Source organism: Candidatus Latescibacterota bacterium, from assembly GCA_020633725.1.
Classification (GTDB): Bacteria; Krumholzibacteriota; Krumholzibacteriia; order JACNKJ01; family JACNKJ01; genus VGXI01.
This window is the reverse complement of sequence record JACKDC010000006.1, coordinates 220569-241201: the sequence shown is the minus strand read 5'-3', so window position 1 is coordinate 241201 and position 20633 is coordinate 220569. Positions and strand designations below refer to the sequence as shown.

The window sequence follows — 20633 nt, the reverse complement described above, 5'->3', positions numbered from 1 at the left end:
CGGGTTCACGGCCCGGACGCTCCGCGACAGGTGGCCAGGAACTCGTCCACCAGCGCCGCGGCGCCGTCCCACTTGCTTGCCGCGTCGACGCCGGGGTCGTCGAAGGGCGCGAGCCCGTCGCGCAGGTCGCCCTCCAGCGTGCCGAGTCCAAGCGGCGCCGGCGCCTCGCCCACGAGCCGCCGCTCCAGTCCCAGCGCGCGCTGCGGCCGCTCGCCGAAGCGTCCGTAGACGAGACGCGCCGCCTTGATCCGGCCATCCACCAGCTCCACGCCCGCGGCGAGCACCAGCTGCGGCCGCGCGGCGCTCGCGGCGCGCAGCGCGTGGAAGCCGAAGCGCCAGCCGCGCGCGGCCGGCAGCTCCAGCGCCGTGATGATCCCCGCGCGCGGCGACTCGGCCAGGTAGTCGGCGACGCCCGCGGGCGCGAGGGCGTGGCGATGCACGCGGGCGTCCAGGGCCACGAGCGCCGTCTGCAGCTCGCTCAGCACGATGGGCCAGGCGGTCTCGCCGGCCAGCGTCATCTGGTTGCGCAGGTTCACCGAGTGGGCGAGGGAGAGGGACGCCGCGCGCAGGAGGCCGTCGCGGTCCTTGCGGTCGGCCAGGGTCTGCAGGCGCACGCGGGCGCCGAGGCGGAGGGCGCCGTCGTCGCCGTCTTCGATGCGGTCGAGGCCGAGGGGCAGCAGGTCGACCAGCCGCTCCACCTCGGGCGGCTTGCGCGCCACGAGGCGGCTGCCGCCGCCGAAGACGGCCCAGCGCTCGTCGGGGCGCGCCAGGAGTTCGGCGGCCTCGTCCAGGTCGGCGGTGAGGCGATAGTCCTTGATCCAGCTCATGCGCAGCCCTCCCTCCGCGGCCATCGCGTCATTACAGCGCCGGACCGCGCCGGCGTCAAGGACGGCCGCGCATCCCCACGATCATCCCCCCGATGTAGGGCACCAGCCAGATCAGCCAGACCAGCACGCTGTAGCGATGAAAGCGCGACCTCGCCTCGGGGCTGCCCCGCCGAGCCACCCGCGTCGCCCAGGCGGCGTGGATCAGCATCAGCCACAGCGCGATCTGTCCCGTGAGCGTGTGGCTGTCGCGCAGGGAGAAGGGACCTTTCGCGAGACGGTGCATGGCCAGCGTGCCGGCGACGTCGAAGCCGAGGCCGGTCCAGAACACCGCCACGTGCCAGGGCTTGAGCAGCCGCGCGATGCGCTCGGCCCAGACCCCGAGCGTGTAGAAGACCAGCGCCAGGGTGATGAGGACCGCGGACACGGCGACGGCGGTGGACATGGCGCCCCTACCCGCGCCCCGCGGCCGCGGCCTCGACCAGCGCCAGCACCGGCGGCGGCGTCTCCCCCGTGAGCGCGCGTCGCTCGGGCTGGAAGAGCGTGCCGACGAAGAAGGGATGGCCGTCCAGCTCCACCGCGCGCGGATCGCCGGCCTCGTCGGTGGCCGTGACGCGCAGGGGACCGACCGCCAGCGCCGCGGCGAAGGCCGCGCTCGGCCCGTAGCTGCAGTGGTAGCCCTCCTGGATCGTGAGCATGCCGTAGCTGCGGGCAAGGCGCGAACCCTCCACCAGCCGCAGCGCGCCGCGCGTCTCCACCAGGGCGCAGAGCAGCGGGACGATCACGGCGTTCGTCGCGTTCGCATCCAGCTCCGCGTGTCCGGCGTCGCCCCAGCCGAGGACGTTCCGGGCGTACTCCAGCACGGCGTACTGAAAGCCGCCGCAGGTGCCCAGGAAGGGCAGGCCGCCGACGCGCGCATGCCGGATCGCGCGCAGCGCGCCGGCCTCGCTCACATAGGGCGAGGCGGGCACGCACCAGAAGGCGTCGTAGCCGTCGAGATCCGCCTGGCTGACGATCCGGTCGGTGGCCAGCCACTCGCCCTGGACTTCCAGCGCCAGGGCCGCGCCGGCGAGCGCGAGGGCCTCGGGGATGGCGCGGTGCGCCGTCACCGCGGGGTCGCGTTCGCCGATCAGGGCGATGCGGAGGGGCGGGATCATCGCGGCGCGCCGAAGCAGTCGGGACAGACGGTCTCGTCGAGACGCGGCGGCCGCTCCTGCGAGAAGAGACGGCGGCGCACCACGGCCTCGGCGGCGTCCACCCACTCGCCGCCCAGGTCCACGCGCAGGCAGACGGAGCAGATCGGCAGGCCCTCGGGCGCGCGCGGCGCCTTGCGATCGAAGAGCAGGACCGGCGCGCGCTCCTCGCTGTGGAAGAGCTGCGTCTCCATGGCAATCCCGCCGCCCCGCTCGGAGCGCAGGGTCATCAGCATCTGGCGGATCCGCGTGGGCGAGTCGCAGCGGAAGGGAAGCTTGACCTCCGACGGCTTCGCGCGCAGCGAGGCGAAGATCATCCCGTAGAGCTTGCAGATGGCGTCGCCGTCCACGAAGTCCCAGAGCGACCGGCCGAGCACGGCCTCCGCGGTGAGTTCGGGCGCGTCGTTCTCGATCGCGAAGTCGAGCCAGGCCGCGTCGACCTCGCGGATGCGATCGTCCGCGTCGACGCGATAGGAGTAGTACGCTCCGATCATGCACCTCCCTCCGCCAGTGCGCGCTCGAGCAGTGTCGCCGCCGCCGCGTTGTGCCGCCCGGCGTGGGCGCGCTCGTCGAGGCCGGGGATGCGGCCGTCGTCCACCACCACGCGCCCGTTGACGATCACGAAGCGGGGCCGCGGCGCGGCGGCCGCTCCGGCGAGCAGCAGCCCGCCCAGGGGATCCGCCTGCGCGCCGGCCATCTCCAGGCCGCCGAGGTCCCAGAGCGCGAGGTCGGCCCACTGCCCGGGCGCGATGCTGCCCAGCTCCGCGCGGCCGAGCACCGCCGCGCCGCCGCGCGTGGCGACGCGCCAGACCTCGTCCACCGTGAGCCAGTGCGCGGGCTTGCGCAGGCGGCTGAGAAGAAGCATCTGGCGGGCCTCGGGGAGAAGGCGGGAGCCGTCGTTGGAGGCGGAGCCGTCCACGGCCAGACCCACGGGCGCGCCCGCGGCCAGCAGTTCCTTGATCCGCGCGACGCCGCTGCCCAGGCGCATGTTGCTGCTGGGACAGTGCGCGACGCCGGTGCCGGTCTCGCCGAGCAGGGCGATCTCGCTGTCGTCCAGGTGGACCGCGTGGGCGTACCAGACGTCCGGGCCCGTCCAGCCCAGCGCGTGCATGTGGGCCACCGGACGGCGGCCGAACTGCTCGAGGCAGTAGCGCTCCTCGTCCAGCGTCTCGGCCACGTGGGTGTGCAGGCGCAGCCCCGCCTCCCGGGCCAGGGCCGCCGTGGCGCGCAGCGTGTCCGCGGTGACAGAGAACGGCGAACACGGCGCCAGGTCGATGCGCAGCATGGCGCCCGGCGCGGGATCGCTGCTCGCGGCCAGGCGACGGCAGTCGGCGAGGATCGTCGCCTCGCTCTGGCAGACGGCGTCCGGCGGCAGCCCGCCCGCGCTCTCGCCGAGGCTCATGGAGCCGCGCGTGGGCTGGAAGCGGATCCCGAGCGCGCGGGCCTCCTCGATCTGCACGTCTACTAGATGGCCGTGGGTTCCAGCCGGGTAGAGATAGTGGTGGTCGCTGGTCAGCGTGCAGCCCGAGAGCAGCAGCTCGGCCAGGCCCGTGCGCGTGGCGATGGCGAGCATGTCGGCGTCCAGATGCCGCCAGATCGGGTAGTGGTGCAGCAGCCAGTCGAAGAGCGGCGCGTCCTGCGCGCCGGGCAGCGCGCGGGTGAGCGTCTGGTAGAGGTGGTGATGCGTGTTGACGAGACCCGGCGTCACCAGGAGATCCGCGCCGTCTATGACCCGCTGCGCCGGCGCGAAGCGCCCGACGAGCGACGCGTCCGGACCCAGGGCCGCGATGCGCCCACCCTCGATCAGCACGCTGGCGGCCTCGAGGCGGCGGTCCGCGTCGTCCATGGTGGCCACGAGCCGCGCGTTGCGGATGAGCAGGCTCATGTGCGCTTCCCCGCGCGCGGCTCCGGCTGGATGGGCCCGGCCGGGCCGAGGGTCGCGTCGAGGTCGAGGGTGAGCGCGGCCGTGGGGCAGACGGTGACGCAGAGCCCGCAGACGAAGCAGCGCTCGTCCTCGATGATGACCGCCTCGGGGTCCTCGGCCTTGTCGATGCGCAGGGCGTCGTACTCGCAGCTCACGACGCAGAGGTTGCAGAGCGTGCAGGCGTCGGGCGTCACCATGGGCGGCGGTCCCTCCAGGTGCACGCGGCCGGTGGTGCCGAGGCCGTCGAAGGTGCGGCCCGCCTCGGCGTCGAGCTTGCGCGGGTAGAGGCCCACGATCTCGCGCGCGCTGGCGTAGCCGTGCTCGTCGAGCCAGGCCTCCAGCTCGCGGTTGATGCGCGCGAAGACCTGCGGCCCCTCGTAGATGTTCGCCGTGCAGACCTGCACCGCGCTCGCGCCGGCCATGAGGAACTCCACCACGTCCACGCCCGTGCGGATGCCGCCGACGCCGATCACCGGCACCTTCACCGAGCGCGCGATGTCGAAGACGATCCGCAGCGCCACCGGCTTGATCGGCGGCCCGCTCAGCCAGCCGTAGCCGTACTCGGTGCCCATGATGCGCTGGCAGCGCTCCACGTCGATGCGCAGCGCCGGCCCCAGGCTGTTGACGGCCGCGATGGCGTCCACGTAGGGCTCGAGCTTCACGGCGGCGTCGATTACAGTCACAGGGTCATGTGGACTGAGCTTCGCGATGATGGGAATGTCCACGGCCTCGCGCAGCGCCTTCATCACCTGCCAGGGCTCTTCCTGCGCGTAGTGCACCGTGACCTCGAGCGCGTGCACCCCCGCGGCCTCGGCGCGCTTGCCGAGGCGGGCCACCTCCTCGGCGGTGTAGCCGAGGCTCGCGATGATGGGGACCGGCGCCGTGAGCGCGATGCCGTACTCGCGGTCGAACCACTGCTCGGCCGGCAGCTCGCTCCAGAGCTCGGCGTTGAGCATGCCGCCCCGTCGATTCTTGGCCAGGTTCATCATGTGGTACTTGGGCACGGGCGCGGGCACGCTGCTGATGGTCTTGCAGACCACACCGCCGGCGCCGCCGGCCACCTGGCGCAGGATCAGCTCGCCGTCGCGGACGGTGGGCCCGGCCGCCGGCCACACGGGGTTGGGAAAGTGGAGACCGAAGAGGTCCACCGCGAGGTCAGCCATGGGGCTCCTTTCGCCGCCCGAGCATAGCGGCGGCGGCGGGCGGCGTCGAGGACCATTGCGTACCGCATCGGCGGCACGCGGCCCTAGGGCTCGGCGGAGTTCGCGCCCTGGGCGCTGAGCCAGACGGCGAGGATGCGAAAGAGTTCGTTGCGGTCGATGGGCTTGGGACAGTAGTCGTCGCAGCCGGCGGCGAGGCACTTCTCCCGGTGTTCTTCGAGCGCGTGCGCCGTGAGGGCGATGATCGGCAGGGTGTAGCCGCCCTCGCGGAGGGCGCGCGTGGCGGCGTAGCCGTCGAGACCCGGCATCTGGATGTCCATCAGCACGGCGTCGTGTAGCGCCCCCGCGTCGCGCGCGGCCTTCGCCAGGCGCAGGGCCGCGTGGCCGTCCTCGGCCTCCTCCACCGTGACGCCCATGTCCTCCAGGAGCAGACGCGCCAGCGTGCGATTCGTGGCGTTGTCCTCCACGAGCAGCACGTGGCCGCGCAGGCGTCCCCCGTTGGCCAGCGGGGAACCAGGCACGACCGTGGCGCCGGCCGGAACCTGCGTGATGGCCGGCAGGGTCACCACGAAGCGGCTGCCGCCCTGCGGCCGCCGGAGGGCGCCGATGTCTCCGCCCATCAGCCGCGCGAGACTGCGGCTGATGGCCAGTCCGAGGCCCGTGCCGGCGTAGGCGCGCGCGTCGGAGGCGTCGCCCTGCTCGAAGGCGTCAAAGAGGCGCTCCAGGTCGCCGGGGGGCAGGCCGATGCCGGTGTCGTCCACGAAGACCTGGAGCTTCTGGTTCGCCACCTGCGCGCGGACGCAGACGCAGCCCTCGTGCGTGAACTTCACCGCGTTGCCGATGAGGTTGAGCAGGATCTGCCGCAGCCGCGTGGAATCGCCCTGGAGCGAGGCGGGGAGGCCGGCGTCGAGGTCGAGCTTCAGCTCGAGGCCCTTGGCCTCGGCGCGGACGCGCATCAGCGCGCGCAGCTCCTCCAGCAGCTCGGCCGGCGAGTAGGCCTGCGCCTCCAGCGCGAGCTTGCCCGCCTCGATGCGCGAGTAGTCCAGCACCTCGTTGAGGATCTTGAGCAGGTACTGCCCGTTGTCGGAGATCAGCTCGAGGCTTTCGCGCATGCGCGCCGGATCCGGTTCGGGCGACTCGAGCAGCAGCTCCGCGAAGCCGAGGATCGCCGTGAGCGGCGTGCGGATCTCGTGGCTCATGGTGGCCAGGAAGCGGGCGCGCGCGGCCATGCCGCTCTCCGCGCGCAGCATGGCCTCGTCCAGCTCGCGATTCGCGCGCTCGAGGGTGTCGGAGTGCAGGCGCAGCTCCTCCTCGGCGCGCTTGCGTCGCGTGATGTCGATCATGAGGCCGTGCCAGAGCACCGTGCCGTCGACTTCGGGGAAGCCCGTGGCGCGCGAGTCCACCCAGCGGTAGTCGCCGTCGTCGTGGCGCAGGCGGTACTCGCGGTGGAAGAGCAGCGGCGCGCCGTCGGGACCGGGGCGCATGGGCGCGAGCGTGTAGGGGTCCTCGGGGTGCAGGAGCGTGTCGTGGAAGTCGAGGTTGCGCTGCATGGCCGCCGCGTGCCTTGGGCCGACGATGGCCTCCAGGCCGCCCGGGCTGATGAAGATGCTCTCGCGGTGTCCGTCCACGTGGCGCCGATAGGAGTAGATCAGGCCGGGCAGGTTGTCGGCGAGCGACTGCAGGCGGCGATGGGCGTCGCCCAGGGCTTCCTCCATGCGCTTGCGTTCGTCGATGTCCACGATGAACCCGTGCCAGAGCACCGAGCCGTCGTGCTGGGGCAGACCGGTGGCGCGGCTGTACATCCAGCGGTAGGTCCCCGCGTCGGTGAGCGTGCGGTACTCCACGTCGCTGCGCAGGACGCCGTCCGGCAGGCGGGTGTCGCCATCGGTCACCGCCGGGCGATCGTCGGGGTGCATCAGGTCCAGCAGCAGGTCCACGTCGCCCTGCGCGCGGCTGGCCAGCTCGGGACCCAGCTGGGCCTCCAGGCCCGGACTCAGGTAGACGGACTCGCGCCGCCCGTCCGGCGAGCGGGAGTAGGAGAACACGACGCCGGGCATGTGCTCCGTGAGCGCCTGCAGCTGGCGGGTCACCGTGCGCAGGCGCGCGTCCATCCGCTTGCGCTCGTCCACGTCCAGCACGACGCCGTACCACAGCACCCGGCCGCCGGAGATCGGCAGGCCCGTGCTCTGGACGTGCACCCAGCGATGGTCGCCGTCGTCGGTGAGGACGCGGTACTCGGCCTCGAAGCGGAGACGGTCGCTGTCGGCCATGGGTCGCGCCGGCGGCATGCTGTTCCAGTCGTCGGGATGCACCAGCGCGCGGTACTCGATCTCGTCCGCGTTCAGCTTGCGCGCGTTCTCGGCGCCGAGGATGCGGGCGAGCCCCGCGCTGCGGTAGGCGTCGACCTGACGGCCGTCCACGTCGCGGATGTAGGAGAACACCGCGCCCGGCAGGTTCTCGGTGAGGATGCGCAGGCGCTCTTCGCTGTCGCGCAGCGCCTGCTCGAGCCGCCGCGCGGAGGTGACATTGCGGGAGATGGCGCAGACGCCGACGATCCGGCCGCTCGCGTCGCGCACCGGCGACCGCACGATCTGCACCGTGTGCAGCTGGCCGTGGATCGGCAGCTCGTCGACGGACTCCACCTGCTCGCCGTTCAGAACGCGGCGATCGATGTCCTCGAGCGTTGTCGCCACGTCGGGGGGAAAGAGATCCCCCGCGCGACGGCCCAGCAGATCGGCCTCGGGGCGGCCCAGGATGGCGCAGAGGCTGGGATTCACCGCGACGTAGCGCAGGCCGCGATCCTTGATGAAGATGCCGTCCTCGGCGTTGTCGAAGACTGCACGGAAGTGCTCGGTCTCGCCCGGCGGCTCGCTCACGAGGCGGAGCTGCAGGAGCCAGGCGCCCGCGTCGAGGGCCGTGGCGTGCGCGCAGGCGTGACGCGTGCGGCCGTCGGCGGTGCGGATGGCGCAGACGCCCAGCCGCATCCGTCCGGCGGCGGCGTCGAGATGCGGGCGGGCGCCGGCGAGGAGATCGGCGAGCAGGCCGCCGGTCGCCAGGGACGTCGGCGTGGCGCGGAGCGCGTCCTCGGTCCAGCCGAGCAGTTCGGTGGCGGCCCGGTTGATGAACAAGGGCGCGCCGGCGGAGTCCCAGACGATCACCGGGTCCGCGATGGCGTCGAAGAGATCAAGGGATGGACGTTCCGAAACGCTCATGGCCTGGGCCCCCCGCCCCCGCCAGCATAGCAGAGCCCGGGGCGCCCCGTCAGCGGCTCAATCGCCCCAGGCCCGCGCCACGCGCTCCGGGTCGGCCGGCCGGCCGAGCAGGGTGCCCAGCACGATCACGACCAGCGCGACCCCTGTGCCCACAATGAACCCGTGCACCCCCTTCCACGGCGCGGGCAAGCCGCCCCGCAGCCACTGCCAGAGCAGCGCGGACGCGGCGCCGGCCACCATGCTGACGAGCGTGGCGCGCGGGCTCGTCCGCTTCCAGGTGATGCCGAAGAGCAGCGGCCACAGGTTCGTGGACGCGATCACCGCCCAGGCGAAGGCCGTGAGCACGAGCACCAGGGCCGGCGGTCGCAGCGCCACCAGCAGGCTCACGACGCCCACGCCCAGGCTGGTGAGGCGGCTCGCGCGCAGCTCGGCGGCGGGCGCGAGCGGGCGGCCGAGGCCCTCGATCCAGACGTCGCGCACCAGACTGCTGGCGATGATGATGAGCACCCCCGCGAAGGTGCTCATGCCCGCCGCCACCACGCCGGCGAGGAAGAGCGCGCCGCCCCAGTCGCCCAGCACGAGGTCGGTGAGCGCGGGGATGGCCTGGTCGGGGCTGGCGATGTCCGGCACCAGCACCCGCGCCACGGCGCCGCACAGATACGGCAGCAGCGCGATCGAGGCGCCCAGGGTGACGATCACCGTGCCCAGCCGGAGCATCCGCGCGTTCTTGATGCTGTAGAAGCGAACGAGCAGCTGCGGCATGCCCCAGGTGCCGAGGCTGACGATCAGGGCGAAGCTCACCAGACCCGCCCAGCCCCACTCGCCCGGCGTGTGGACGTAGCCGGGGCCGATGGCGTTCAGCCGGTCCACCAGCGCCGCCATGCCGCCCACCCGCTGCAGCGCGGCGAAGGCAAGCAGCAGCAGGGCGGCGATCATGACGATGCCCTGCACGAAGCTCGTCCACACCACGGCCAGGTAGCCGCCCACGGCCGTGTAGAAGAGGATCACGACGCCGCTCACCAGCACGCCGCCCACGTAGGGCATGTGCATCAGCACCTCGAAGGTGTTGGCCATGCCCTTGAGCACGCTGACGTTGTAGATGATGAGGAAGAGCCCCGTCACCGTGGCGCTGAAGATGCGCGCGGCCGGCGAGCCGTAGCGCGCGGCGAAGAGGCCGGGCAGGGTCATGGCGTCGAGGTTCTCGGTGACCTTGCGCACGCGCCGGCCGAGCACGATCCACGCCAGCGTGGTGCCGACGAGCACGTTGGCCGCGCCCACCCAGAGCGTCGAGAGGCCGAAGCGCCAGCCGAAGGCGCCGCCGCCGATGATCACCACGCTCGAGTAGTAGGCCGCCACGAAGGACAGCGCCGTCACCCAGGGGCCCACGCTGCGCCCGCCGATGGCGAAGTCCGCCGCGCTCTTGCTGCGCCCCCGCAGCGCGAGGCCGATGGCCGCGAGCAGGGCGAGGTAGACCACGAGGACGAGGATGTAGACGGTCACCGCCCACCTCCCCTGCGTTCGCGCGACAGGTCGGCGAGCGCCCAGACGAGGGCCAGGAGCACGGCGGCCGCCAGGGTCAGCAGCGCGCCAAAGGTGGACCAGGGCAGGTGGAAGGGGGGCATGGAGGCCTCAGTTGACGTTGAGGTAGAGCTCCCAGCGGAAGAACTGCTGGAAGCGCTCGTCGGGGTAGAACGCGCGGTCCGGGGCGAGGCACTCCCAGAGCAGGCTCTGGGTCAGCCTGTGACGCGGCGGGCCGAGACGGGATCGGCCAAGGGGCGTACTGAAGCTCCACCGCGCGCGGAAGAGCGTGCCGCGGGGGCGCCAGGAAGTCTGCGGCGCGAAGAGCCGCCGCGCGTCCAGCGAGATCTTGATGCGCTCCGTCGGCCAGAGCCCCGCGCTCAGTCCAGGTCCGGCGATGTTCGCCCAGGCGGCGTAGCCGTCTTCCGCGACCAGCCCGTTGGCCAGCAGTTCGCTCCACGTGAACCCGCGTGCGGAGTACTGCCCGCGCCCCCAGGGCGTGCGATACGCCCGCAAGTGCTCGCCGTCGCCGGAGTAGAAGAGCCAGTCCGCGTTGAGCCACCAGTACGGGAACATCGAGCGCGATGGCGCCCTGGCCGTCAGGTTCCGCAAGGGCGAGTGGTCCGCGATCTGGACACTCGTCCAGTTCGCGAGGGCCCAGCCGCTTGGTCCTTCGTCTCTCGCCTGATACTGGACGGCGATCTCGCCCCAAATGGGCAACCTCCCGCGCCTTGCCCCGAGGGTCCAGCTCTGCACGCCGGACATTTGGTGATCGGGATCGTGCTCGTCCTTGTAGATGGCTGCAAGGTGGTGTCGCCTGACCGCGAGGCCGATCTCCCGGGCGGGGGCGAGGGGGCGGTGCTCGTCGCCGGCGATCACCAGCGGATCGCGCTTGGGGTTGACGATGGCCGCGAACTCCGTCCGCCGATACATCGCGCTGAGCGCGTTGAAGTAGGTGCTGCGGTCGCCGTCGAGGGGCGTACCGTCGCCCATCAGGAGGCTGTTGGACCAGTAGTCGAAGCGCTGGCGGCCCAGGGTCAATCCGAAGTTCCTGGAGACGGCCCACTGCCAGAGGAGCTGGTCGACGTAGAGTTCGCCGAGGTCCAGCTTCGCCTCGGGCGTGATGGACCTCCGGAACTCGCTCGCAAGCCCCAGCTCGAAGTAGTGGTGCGGCGCCGGGGAGTAGTAGGCGCCGAAGCGAGTCCGCATGCGCAGCCCGTCGCGATCCCGTTCGATGGGATCCGTGTAGTACACACCGCGCAACGCGTCCTGCCGCAGTTGCAGGCTCACCGGATACCCCGACCTCCCCATCTGGGTCATGAGAATCGCCCGCGCCGGCGACACGGACCCCCACAGCGCAATGGCGCCGGCGGCGACGAGCACGATGCGCAGCGCGGTTCGCATGCTCACGGCAGCGCGTAGGTGAGTTGCCAGCGGAGGAAGCTGCCGTTCCCGGGCTCGATGGGCCGCGACGGGACATCCCCATACGGTGCCTGGTAGTCGACGTTGCTGTACCCGACGGTCAGCGGCGTCTCCAGGCGCAGCTGCGTCGCGATGCCCGCGAAGAGCGGGAACTCGACGCGCGCCATCAGCAGCACGTCGCGAAGGCCGGAGTCGGGCGCGAGACCCGTGAGGGCCTGCAGCGTGAGTCCCAGCAGCTTGCCATCGCGGCTGTGCTGGACGTCAACCCAGGCACCGGCCATGTTCGCCCAGAGGCCCACTCCGCCCTCGCCGATCAGCGAGTACAGCTCCAGCTCGCCCCACTTGGGCCAGCGTCCCCAGGGCGTGCGGAAGGGCAGGACGTCTCCGTCCCGTCCGGAGTAGCAGAGGATGCCCAGCTCCAGGCGCTGATCGCGCGCCAGCGGTCGGCGCAGCCTGACCTGCGTGGCCCAGGCAAGACCGCTGGCGTCGGCGCCGTCGCCGCTCCAATCCTGGTACTGCAGGGCAAGCTCGCCCATCAGGTTCACCGCGCCGCGCGTCCGCTCGCCGCGATAGCCCAGCGTCCAGGCGTCGAGCGCCGGGCGCGAGTGATCGGGGTCGCGTTCGCGCTTCCAGATCAGGGCGAGCTGCTGGTTCGCCCAGGGACTGCTGCGAAAGGCGACGGCGGTTTCGTCGGCGTCGGTGAGGCGGCGCTTCACGTCGTCGTTCCAGAGCACCAGGTCGTCGTAGGCGGGGTTGTAGGCCACGAAGAGTTCGACGAGGCCGGGCGTGGGGCCTTCGTCGTCGATCATGAAGCGCAGCGCGTTCATGTAAGACGAGCGGCTGCCGTCGAGCGGGGTGCCGTCCATGACCAGGAAGCCGTCGTTCCAGCGGATGTCCTGCCGTCCCAGCGTGATCGCGATCCCGGGCCAGGCGCGGTAGCGGTAGAGCAGCTGGTCGACGATGATCTCGTCGTAGTTCAGCTCGGTGTCCGGCGTGGTGATCTTGCGGAACTCGCTGCAGAGTCGACCCTGGACCTCGTGCGCGTTCCCCCAGCCGTAGCGCAGGCCGGCGCGGCTGCGCACCCGGAGCCACCGGCGGTCGGGCTGCGTGGGGGTGAAATAGAAGACGTCCTCCAGCAGCTCCTGCCGCACGCGCAGGTCCGCGCTCGCCCGCCAGCCCGGTTCCACCTGCACGGCATCGGCGCCGAGGGGATTCGTCAGCAGGCCGAACAGGCTCAGCCAGCCGCGCAGGGCGCTGGAGTCGGGGGGCGCGTCGGCGGCGAGAACCGGCGAGGACAGCGCGAGAAGCAGGCAGAGCAACCCGACGGCGCGAAACAGCGTGCGCATGGAGACCTCATCCCGAAGCTGGCCGCCCGGCGGTGAGGGGGGACTCCCGGCGAACGTCCGTCAGCAAACTAGCACAGGCCCGCGCGCGCGTGCTAGCGCCTGGCCGACGCCGCCGCGGGTCGCGGCAGCCCCATGCTGGGGTCTGCGGGCAGGTGCAGGTCCCACCACTCCCGCGCCTGGCGGGGACTCCAGGTCGCGGCATCCCGGCAGGCCGCGAGTCGATCGGCGAGCATCGCGGCGCTGATAGGACGCGCGCCGGGCTCCTTGGCGAGGCAGGCCATGATCACGCCTTCGAGGTCGGCGGGCACCGGCGTCTCGCTGCGCTGGGACGGCGGCAGGGGCTCGTCCTTCACGTGCTTCAGCACGGTGGCCAGCGGCGTCTCGCCCTCGAAGACCTGCACGCCCGTGAGCAGGAAGTAGCCGACGCAACCCAGCGCGTAGATGTCGCTGCGCGCATCCGCCGCGCCCGCGCCCATGGCCATCTCCGGCGCCATGTAGCCGGGCGTGCCGAAGGCCAGCCCATCGCGCGTGAGCTGCGTCTCCGCGGCGTTGCGATCGCTGTCCTTGACCAGGCCGTAGTCGAGCACCTTCACGAAGTCGCAGTCCGGCCCCAGGCGGCAGATGAAGAGGTTCGCCGGCTTGAGGTCCCGGTGGATGAGCCCGCGCCCGTGCGCGTCCTCCAGCGCGTGGCAGGCCTGGCGCAGCCAGTGCAGCGCGCGGCCCGGCGGCAGCGGGCCGAAGTGCTTCACGAAGCTGTCCATGTCCTGCCCCTCGAGCAGCTCCATCACGTAGTAGAAGCTGCTGTCGGGCGTGATGCCGAAGTCGTAGACGTCGATGCTGTGCACCGAACGCAGCGCCGCGGTGGCGCGCGCCTCGCGCTCGAAGCGGCGGAGCTGGGCCAGGCGGGCGGTCGTGTCGCCCTGCAGCGAGTCGGGGCGGATCAGCTTAACGGCCGCGGGCCGCGCCAGCATGCGGTGCTCGGCGCGCCAGACCTCGCCCATGCCGCCGCGCCCGATGAGCCGCGTCAGCCGGTACTGCCCCATCTCCTGCGCCTTGCGCAGACGGGCGCCGTAGCGGAACACCATGCGGCTGATGATCACCGCCTGCAGCGCGCAGAGGAAGGTGGTGAAGAGGTAGTAGTTGTAGAAGGGCAGGAGCGGCAGCGCGCGGTCGGTGGGCCCGTAGAACTTGGACGCGGTGAGCACGGCCGCGGGCATGGCCGCCGCCAGCAGCGAGGCGATGAGCGTCTTGCCCGGCGAGTTCGGCGCGATCAGCGGAAAGATGAGGATCCAGATGCACTCCCAGGGCACGCCCACGTAGTGGCCGGAGTTGAAGACCGCCGGCGTGTACTCGGGGTAGAGGCCCCAGATCTGCGGCAGGCCGATCCCCAGCGCCGCGACCACCTCGAAGATGAGACCCAGGTCCAGCAGCCTGTGCGGCGGCAGCTTGAGATGGCGCACCGCAAGCCACACCGCGATCCCCAGCGCGATGAAGATGTTGGAGATGATCCCGGACATGCCCCGGAGGTACTCGGGCGCCCCCCCTTCGCGGAACCAGGCCGGGATCGAGGACCCGTAGAAGGCCAGGGCGTAGACCGCCGAGTACATCAGACCCAGCAGCCCCAGGCGGCGCGACGCCTCCTCGAGCAGCTCGGGAGGGAGCCCGCTCAGCGAGGGCAGGGTGAGCGGCTGGGTTTCGGCGCTCGCGTCCTGCTTGCCGATGTGGAGAAGGTCGCGCAAGACGTCTCTCCGCGATAGCGATGTTTCAGGGGCGGGCGGGGGCAGGCAGCCTGGAGTCTAGGGCAGGGCGTGGGCCAGGGCAAGCGATTGGACCGCCCCCGCCCGATGGCCTATAATTGAGCCTCCACCCGTGGCCGTAGAGGTTCCCCATGCATGTCATGAGCCGCCGCAGCGCCCTGTCCTTGCTCGTCGTCGTCGTCGCCCTGGGCGGCGCCGGGCTTCTGGCCCGGCTGCCGATCGAACGCGCGGGAATCGGTGAAGTGGAGGAGCGCGACGTCTCCCGCGAGCCGGGCGACGGCCTCGCCCCCAAGGCGCCCAACCCCTGGTTCTTCCTCGAGCGCGCCTACCCCCAGGGCAGGATCCCCCGCGAGGCCCTCCAGGCCGGGCGGCATCAGGCGGCGCTGCTGCGCGAGGAGGCCCGTCTGGCCGGCGACCGCGAGGTGGGCTGGATCCCCCGCGGGCCCAGCAACGTGGGCGGCCGCATCACCGACCTGGCCGTGGACCCGCGCGACGACAACCGCGTCTACGCCGCGGCCGCCGAGGGCGGCGTCCTGCGCAGCGACGACGCCGGCCAGCACTGGACGCCCCTCTTCGACTTCGGGCCCAGCCTGGCCATGGGCGCGGTAGCGCTGGATCCGCTGGACCCGGACGTGGTCTACGCCGGCGGCGGCGAGGTGAACCCGGGCGGCGGCAGCGTCGCCTACGGCGGCGCCGGGCTCTTCCGCTCCCCCGACCGCGGCGCCACCTGGGCGAGCCTCGGCCTCGAAGAGGTCGGCGCCATCGGCCGCATCCGCGTCGATCCCACCGATTCGGACCGCATCTTCGTCGCGGCCATGGGGCAACTCTGGGAGACGGACGCGAACCGCGGCGTGTATCGTTCGATCGACGGCGGCGCGACCTGGGAGCGGGTGCTCCACGTCGCCGATGACACGGGCTGCGTGGACATCATCCAGCGGCCGGACCAGCCCGACGTCCTGCTGGCCGCCATGTGGCAGCGCCTGCGCCAGCCCGACGCCTACGACTACGGCGGACCGAACTGCACCGTCTATCGCTCCACCGACGGCGGCGACAACTGGGCCCTGCTCTCGGGCACGGGCGGCCTGCCGGCCGGCGGCAGCCAGAGCGGGCGCATCGGCCTGGACCTCTGCGCCAGCGACCCCGACGTCATGTGCGCGATCTACTCCGACCGCACGGGCTACTTCGCCGGCCTGTACCGCTCCACCAACGGCGGCAGCAGCTGGACGCGCACCAGCGACGGCGGCCTCTCCGGCGTCTACGCGAGCTACGGCTGGTGGTTCGGCAACGTGCGCGTCCATCCGGCCAACCCGCTGGTGATCTTCGTGGTCGGCTACGACTTCTACCGCAGCACCAACGGCGGCGGCTCCTACAGCTTCGCCGGCGGCAGCATGCACGTGGACCACCACGCCCTGGCCTTCGGCCCCGGCGCGAGCCCGGTGATGTACAGCGGCAACGACGGCGGCGTCTATCGCAGCTCCAACGGCGGCACCGTCTGGAGCTTCCTGCCCGAGCAGCCGGTGACTCAGGTCTACCGCATGGCGCTCTCGGCCACGAATCCGAACGTGCTCTTCCTCGGGGCGCAGGACAACGGCACGAACCGCAGCACGGGCGGCGCGGCCGACGATTTCCAGAACGTCTACGGCGGCGACGGCTTCGGCCCCCTCGTCCATCCCACCAACGGCCAGCAGGTCTGGGCGCAGTACCAGTACGGCGGCCTCGGCTACTCGTCCAACGGCGGCGGCTCCTTCACCGGCGCCACCAGCGGCATCGGCGGCAGCGACCGCGTGGCCTGGAACGCGCCCATCGTGCAGGATCCCACGGATCCGGGCCGCCGCTACTTCGGCACCAACAAGCTCTACCGCAGCGCGTCGAACACCAGCTGGACCGCCGTCAGCGGCGACCTCACCGGCGGCCCCGGCGGCAGCGGCGGACAGGTGGCGGGGACGATCACGGCCATCGGCGTCTCGCCGCTGGACGGCCAGGTGCTCTGGACCGGCAGCGACGACGGGCACGTCAACGTCAGCACGAACGGCGGCGCGAGCTGGACCGACGTCTCCGCCGGCCTGCCCGTCCGCTGGATCACCAGCGTCAAGGGCGATCCCTTCGTCCGCGAGACGGCCTACGTCACCGTGAGCGGCTTCCGCTGGGCGGAGCCGCTGCCGCACGTCTTCCGCACGACCGACCTCGGCGCCACCTGGACGCCCATCGCGAGCAACCTGCCCGAGGCGCCGGTGAACGACATCCTGCCCGACCCGGACACGCCGGACCGCCTCTGGGTCGCCAGCGACCTCGGCGTGTACCAGAGCACGAACGGCGGCGGCGCGTGGAGCATGCTCGGCGCAGACCTGCCCAACGTGGTCGTGAGCGAGCTGGATCTCGACGCGGCGAACCGCCGCCTTTACGCCGGCACCTACGGGCGGAGCGTCTTCACGATCGACGTGGACCAGCTCACCGCCGCGCCCCCGGCGGCCCTGGCGCCGGGCCGCCTGCTCGCGCCCTACCCGAACCCCAGCGAGGGCGGCAGCTGGATTGCCTGGAGCTTGTCGCGGGAGGCGTCGCTCGACGTTTCCGTGTACAGCGTGGCGGGGCGGCGGGTCTGGCAGACGCAGCGCGCGGCGGCCGGCGGCGAGGGGCGCCTCTTCTGGGCCGGCGAGGACGAGCACGGCCGCGCCCTGCCCAGCGGCGTCTACCTGGCGCGGGTGAGCGCGGCGGGGCGCGAGCTCGGCGCGGCGACGATCACGCTGCGGCGCTAGTCGCGCGCGTCGCCGCCGTCCGTGTCCTCCAGCAGCCGGCGCAGCGCGCGCTGCTGGGATTCGTCGGCGAAGAGCGTGGCGTGGCTGTTCAGCAGGTCGCCCACGACCTCCTGCAGCGAGCGGCGGCGCGCGCGCTGCTGCTCCTGGCTCAGGTCGCCGATGAAGAGCCAGAGCCGCTCGCGGATGTCCGCCGGCAACACCTGCTCGAGGTACTCCTGTGCGAAGCCGCGGTAGTCGTCGCGGCCCTGGACGATGCCGTGGAAGGCCGCGCACACGGGCTGCGGGTCGAGCACCAGCGACATCAGGCGAAACGCGTGCTCGAGGCTGCGCCCGCCGCGCAGCTCCGCGCGCTCGAGCACGAGCTCGTCGCCCTCGCCGCCGGCAGGCGCGGCGTCCAGCAGCTTCTGCAGCTCCCAGATGGGACGCTCACGCGTCACCTCCAGCCGCAGGGCCGCCCAGATCCGCGCGTCGCGATCGCGCGTGGACGGGGGCAGCCCGTGGCGACGTCGCCGCGTCAACGCGCGCGCAGCGCGGTAGCGGATCTCGAAGCGGTCCGCGCTCAGCGCCTCCAGCAGCGCGTCGTCCGCGCGGACGTCACCGCAGCGGCCCAGCACACGCGGCAGCCGGCGGCGGATGATGAACTCCTCGGCCGGGTCGGTCTGCGCCGCCACCATGAGCGCCATCGCCCGCTCGCAGTGCGCCTCGAGTCGCGTGGCCGCCGTCTCCATGAGCGGGTCGCGCGCGAGCAGGCGGACGAGCTGTGCGAGCGCGGGTTCGTCCCAGCCCTGCTCGGCATCGAGGTGCGCGATGGCGGCGAGCACGTCGGCGGTCTCGGCCGCGCCGAGCTGCGACGCGAGCGTCGCCTCCCCCGCCCTGCGCGGCGACGGCGCCGACTCCCGGCGCTCCAGCAGCGCGCCCAGGTCGAGACGCGTGAAGGTGGCGCTCAGCTCCGCCTCGCTGCCGAGGCCGGCGCCCGGCAGGGTCAGCCCGGCCTCGCCCTCTTCGAGGCGCTCCACCACCGTGCGCAGGTAGACGCGATCCATCCGCCGCGACAGCCAGAGGAAGGCGCCGGCCAGCAACGCCACGCCCAGCGAGAGCCAGCGGCTGGAGAAGCCGGCGAGGGTGACCCAGAGGAAGATCAGGCCCGCGCCCGCGCCCTCGGCCAGGGCGTCGAGAGTGGAGTCCACGAGGCTCTTGCTGCTGCGCCGGAGCCGCTCGGGCAGCGGGACGAACAGCACCTCCAGCGCCGGCCTGAAGAGGCTCTTGCGCAGCGCGTTGTCGCCACCGCGGGTCAGGGTGATGACCAGCAGCCCGGGCAGCAGCGCGAAGCCCGCCGCGCCGACGAGCAGCAGCAGCGGCAGCACCGCGAGCGCGGCGCCGATGCCCGCGCGGGCGAGCAGGCGTCCCGAGACGAGCAGCTGGAAGGCCAGCGCGATCGCGCCGGTGACGCCGTAGAAGGTGCCGAGGAAGCCCGTCAGCGCGCCGGCGGGATCGGCGGAGGCCGCGCTGGCGGCGCGCGCGGCCTCCTTGAACTGGTAGTCGAGGAGCGTGCTCGCGCCGGTGGCGCAGATCACCAGCAGACCGATCACGCGCAGGTGGGGATTGGACCAGAGCGAGCGGAAGCCCGCGCGGGCGCCCCGGGGCGCGGCGCCGTCCGCGGCACGCGCCGCCTGCTCGCCGGCGCGGCGCTGGACGAGCACCAGCCCCAGCACCGCCAGCAGGATGAGCGCCAGGGGCAGCACGAGCAGTCGCGCATCGTGCCCCTCCGCCAGCGCGCCGAGGCTCAGCCCCGCCACCATGGCGCCGGCCGTGCCGCCCGCGCTCACCAGGCCGTAGAGCCGCTTGGCGCCGCGCAGGGGAAAGATGCCGCCGGTCATCACCCAGAAGCCCGAGCCGAGCAGGAGGAGGCCGAGTGCCGTCCACAGGTAGAAGAGCACGATGGCCGGGCGCCGCCAGGCGGGCAGCCCGCCGAGCAGGGTGAGGAGACCGAGGCCCACGACCTCGATCAGGATCAGCGCGCTGAGGACGCGCCAGGTGGGCGTGCGGGCCAGGGCGCGGCTGAAGCGTCCGGCGAGGGGCAGGCCGAGCAGCGCGACGGCCGCCGTGACGTAGGGCAGCGTCTCCATGGCGAAGGCGTCCAGGTAGAGGCCTTCGCGCAGGGCGCGGCCCAGGGTGAGCGCGGCCATGACGAGGAAGGCCCCGGCGCAGGCCAGGGCCACGCTGCGGCCCTCGCCGGGCCGCACGTCGAGCCAGCGCGCGAGCGCGCTCGCGAAGGGCGGTGACATCAGTCGAGTTGCCGCGGCTCGGTGTCGCGAAGGCCGGCCGGGGCGTCCTCGTCGAGGAAGTGCACGGTGTAGCTCAGGGGCCCCTCGGGCGGCAGGTCGAAGACGGCGAACTCGTCGGCCTCGTCGCGCGTCATGGCGTCCACCTGATCGATGGTCCAGCCGTCGAGGTCCTTCCAGCCCCAGTCGGCGAGGCGCTCGGTCTCGCGGCCGAGGATGTCCCGCGCGCGCCGCGCGCCGGCGCCCCAGCCGAGCACGCTGTCGCGGGGGCGTCCAGAAAGGTTGATCAGGTGCATGGCGCGCCCGCCCCGCGCGAGACGGAACTGCTCGAAGGTGTGCGTGTGGCCGCAGAGCACCAGGTCGACGCCGCCGTCGAGAAAGAGCTCGGGCAGGCTGCGGCCGTCCACGCGCAGGTTCCAGAGGCCGCTGGCCGCCTCGCGATGCTTCTTGCTCGACTGCACGATCGGATGGTGCATGGCGACCACCGTCACCACGCCCTCCGGCTCGGGGCGCGCGAGCTGGTCGACCAGCCAGCGCCACTGGGCCTCGGCGCGGCTGCCCGGCGCGGGCGTCGCCACGGCCTTCGCGCTGCCGTCATCCCCGTAGACGAGATCGTTGCTGTCCAGCACCAGCAGGCGCAGGCGGCCGAGCTGCTTGGCGTAGTACATGCGGCCGACGCCGAAGTCCGCGTCGAGGCCGGCCAGGCAGACCGCGGTGTTTTGCCGGGCCACGGCCGAGCGGTTGTCCTTGAGCTCGTGATTTCCGACCGACACGACATACGGCAGATCGGCGGCGGGGGCGAGGATGTCGGCCAGCAGGGCGAACTGGTCGGCGTGGCGGCCGTCGTTCACGATGTCGCCGGTGTCGAGCATGAAGAGCAGGCGGGCGTCGCCCTCGGCGCGGGCGGCGATGGCGGCCATGAGGGCCTGCCACTCGCCGTCGGCCACGGCGCGCTGGTCGCCGAAGGCGACGAAGCGGAAGCCGCCGGACGGCCCGCCCGGGAGCCCGGCGAGGGCCGTCTCGACGCTCGGGTGGCTCAGCGGCGCGACGGGCCGCTCCGAGCTGGAGGGCCAGGGGCCGTTCACGTCCCAGGGCCAGGTGAAGGCGCAGAGGCTCAGCGCGAGGGCGATCAGCCCCGCCGCGCCGGCATTCCTTGCGACCGCTCGTCCAATTCGCCTAGACTGCCCCGGACCAGGCATCATTACCCCCTTCGCCCACGGCGCGAAGTCACCGCAAGGTCCA

General features: G+C 72.5%; 14 protein-coding genes. 1 reads left to right on the top strand and 13 read right to left on the bottom strand.

What is annotated here, in order from left to right; translation table 11 throughout:
• Positions 1-5: 5 nt before the first annotated feature.
• The 11 genes from H6693_13440 to H6693_13390 form a co-directional block, all read right to left on the bottom strand.
• Positions 6-827, bottom strand: coding sequence for an FAD binding domain-containing protein (locus H6693_13440; protein MCB9517188.1), 822 nt, complete (start codon positions 825-827; stop codon positions 6-8).
• Positions 828-882: 55 nt separating this feature from the next.
• The gene (locus tag H6693_13435) at positions 883-1269 is read right to left on the bottom strand and encodes a TIGR03987 family protein (GenBank protein MCB9517187.1); all 387 of its coding nucleotides are present in this window, start codon (positions 1267-1269) and stop codon (positions 883-885) included.
• Positions 1270-1276: 7 nt separating this feature from the next.
• The gene (locus H6693_13430) at positions 1277-1981 is read right to left on the bottom strand and encodes a hypothetical protein (GenBank protein ID MCB9517186.1); all 705 of its coding nucleotides are present in this window, start codon (positions 1979-1981) and stop codon (positions 1277-1279) included.
• Entirely contained in the window at positions 1978-2511 is a 534-nt protein-coding gene (locus H6693_13425) for a hypothetical protein (GenBank protein ID MCB9517185.1), read from the bottom strand. The genes H6693_13430 and H6693_13425 overlap by 4 nt, the downstream gene beginning before the upstream one ends.
• Positions 2508-3902: an 8-oxoguanine deaminase gene (locus tag H6693_13420; GenBank protein MCB9517184.1), complete on the bottom strand. Its 1395-nt coding sequence runs from the start codon at positions 3900-3902 to the stop codon at positions 2508-2510. The genes H6693_13425 and H6693_13420 overlap by 4 nt, the downstream gene beginning before the upstream one ends.
• Positions 3899-5104: a 4Fe-4S dicluster domain-containing protein gene (locus H6693_13415; protein MCB9517183.1), complete on the bottom strand. Its 1206-nt coding sequence runs from the start codon at positions 5102-5104 to the stop codon at positions 3899-3901. The genes H6693_13420 and H6693_13415 overlap by 4 nt, the downstream gene beginning before the upstream one ends.
• A gap of 83 nt (positions 5105-5187) precedes the next feature.
• Positions 5188-8313, bottom strand: coding sequence for a PAS domain S-box protein (locus tag H6693_13410; protein MCB9517182.1), 3126 nt, complete (start codon positions 8311-8313; stop codon positions 5188-5190).
• Positions 8314-8370: 57 nt separating this feature from the next.
• Positions 8371-9813: a hypothetical protein gene (locus H6693_13405; protein MCB9517181.1), complete on the bottom strand. Its 1443-nt coding sequence runs from the start codon at positions 9811-9813 to the stop codon at positions 8371-8373.
• Between the two features lie 129 nt (positions 9814-9942).
• Positions 9943-11241, bottom strand: a complete 1299-nt coding sequence (locus tag H6693_13400; GenBank protein MCB9517180.1) for a hypothetical protein — start codon at positions 11239-11241, stop codon at positions 9943-9945.
• Positions 11238-12599, bottom strand: coding sequence for a hypothetical protein (locus tag H6693_13395; protein MCB9517179.1), 1362 nt, complete (start codon positions 12597-12599; stop codon positions 11238-11240). The genes H6693_13400 and H6693_13395 overlap by 4 nt, the downstream gene beginning before the upstream one ends.
• Positions 12600-12691: 92 nt before the next feature.
• Entirely contained in the window at positions 12692-14338 is a 1647-nt protein-coding gene (locus H6693_13390) for a serine/threonine protein kinase (GenBank protein MCB9517178.1), read from the bottom strand.
• A 158-nt stretch (positions 14339-14496) separates the two neighbouring features.
• Here H6693_13390 and H6693_13385 point away from each other — a divergent pair, with 158 nt between their 5' ends.
• Positions 14497-17109, top strand: a complete 2613-nt coding sequence (locus H6693_13385) for a glycosyl hydrolase (protein ID MCB9517177.1) — start codon at positions 14497-14499, stop codon at positions 17107-17109.
• On the opposite strand, the gene H6693_13380 is transcribed toward H6693_13385, so the two are convergent.
• Together H6693_13380 and H6693_13375 are read right to left on the bottom strand one after the other, a co-directional pair.
• On the bottom strand, positions 17106-19394 hold the full coding sequence (locus H6693_13380; GenBank protein ID MCB9517176.1) for a hypothetical protein: 2289 nt from the start codon (positions 19392-19394) through the stop codon (positions 17106-17108). The two genes, H6693_13385 and H6693_13380, sit on opposite strands and share 4 nt — an antisense overlap.
• Positions 19394-20590, bottom strand: a complete 1197-nt coding sequence (locus tag H6693_13375) for a metallophosphoesterase (protein MCB9517175.1) — start codon at positions 20588-20590, stop codon at positions 19394-19396. The genes H6693_13380 and H6693_13375 overlap by 1 nt, the downstream gene beginning before the upstream one ends.
• Between the last annotated feature and the right edge of the window lie 43 nt (positions 20591-20633).

What these genes read in the sequence shown, in the direction of transcription:
- H6693_13385 (MCB9517177.1), top strand. Translation starts at nt 14,497, where the DNA reads ATGAGCCGCCGCAGCGCCCTGTCCTTGCTCGTCGTCGTCGTCGCCCTG.
- H6693_13395 (MCB9517179.1), bottom strand. Translation starts at nt 12,599, where the DNA reads ATGCGCACGCTGTTTCGCGCCGTCGGGTTGCTCTGCCTGCTTCTCGCG.
- H6693_13375 (MCB9517175.1), bottom strand. Translation starts at nt 20,590, where the DNA reads ATGCCTGGTCCGGGGCAGTCTAGGCGAATTGGACGAGCGGTCGCAAGG.
- H6693_13440 (MCB9517188.1), bottom strand. Translation starts at nt 827, where the DNA reads ATGAGCTGGATCAAGGACTATCGCCTCACCGCCGACCTGGACGAGGCC.
- H6693_13410 (MCB9517182.1), bottom strand. Translation starts at nt 8,313, where the DNA reads ATGAGCGTTTCGGAACGTCCATCCCTTGATCTCTTCGACGCCATCGCG.
- H6693_13430 (MCB9517186.1), bottom strand. Translation starts at nt 1,981, where the DNA reads ATGATCCCGCCCCTCCGCATCGCCCTGATCGGCGAACGCGACCCCGCG.
- H6693_13435 (MCB9517187.1), bottom strand. Translation starts at nt 1,269, where the DNA reads ATGTCCACCGCCGTCGCCGTGTCCGCGGTCCTCATCACCCTGGCGCTG.
- H6693_13425 (MCB9517185.1), bottom strand. Translation starts at nt 2,511, where the DNA reads ATGATCGGAGCGTACTACTCCTATCGCGTCGACGCGGACGATCGCATC.
- H6693_13420 (MCB9517184.1), bottom strand. Translation starts at nt 3,902, where the DNA reads ATGAGCCTGCTCATCCGCAACGCGCGGCTCGTGGCCACCATGGACGAC.
- H6693_13380 (MCB9517176.1), bottom strand. Translation starts at nt 19,394, where the DNA reads ATGTCACCGCCCTTCGCGAGCGCGCTCGCGCGCTGGCTCGACGTGCGG.
- H6693_13415 (MCB9517183.1), bottom strand. Translation starts at nt 5,104, where the DNA reads ATGGCTGACCTCGCGGTGGACCTCTTCGGTCTCCACTTTCCCAACCCC.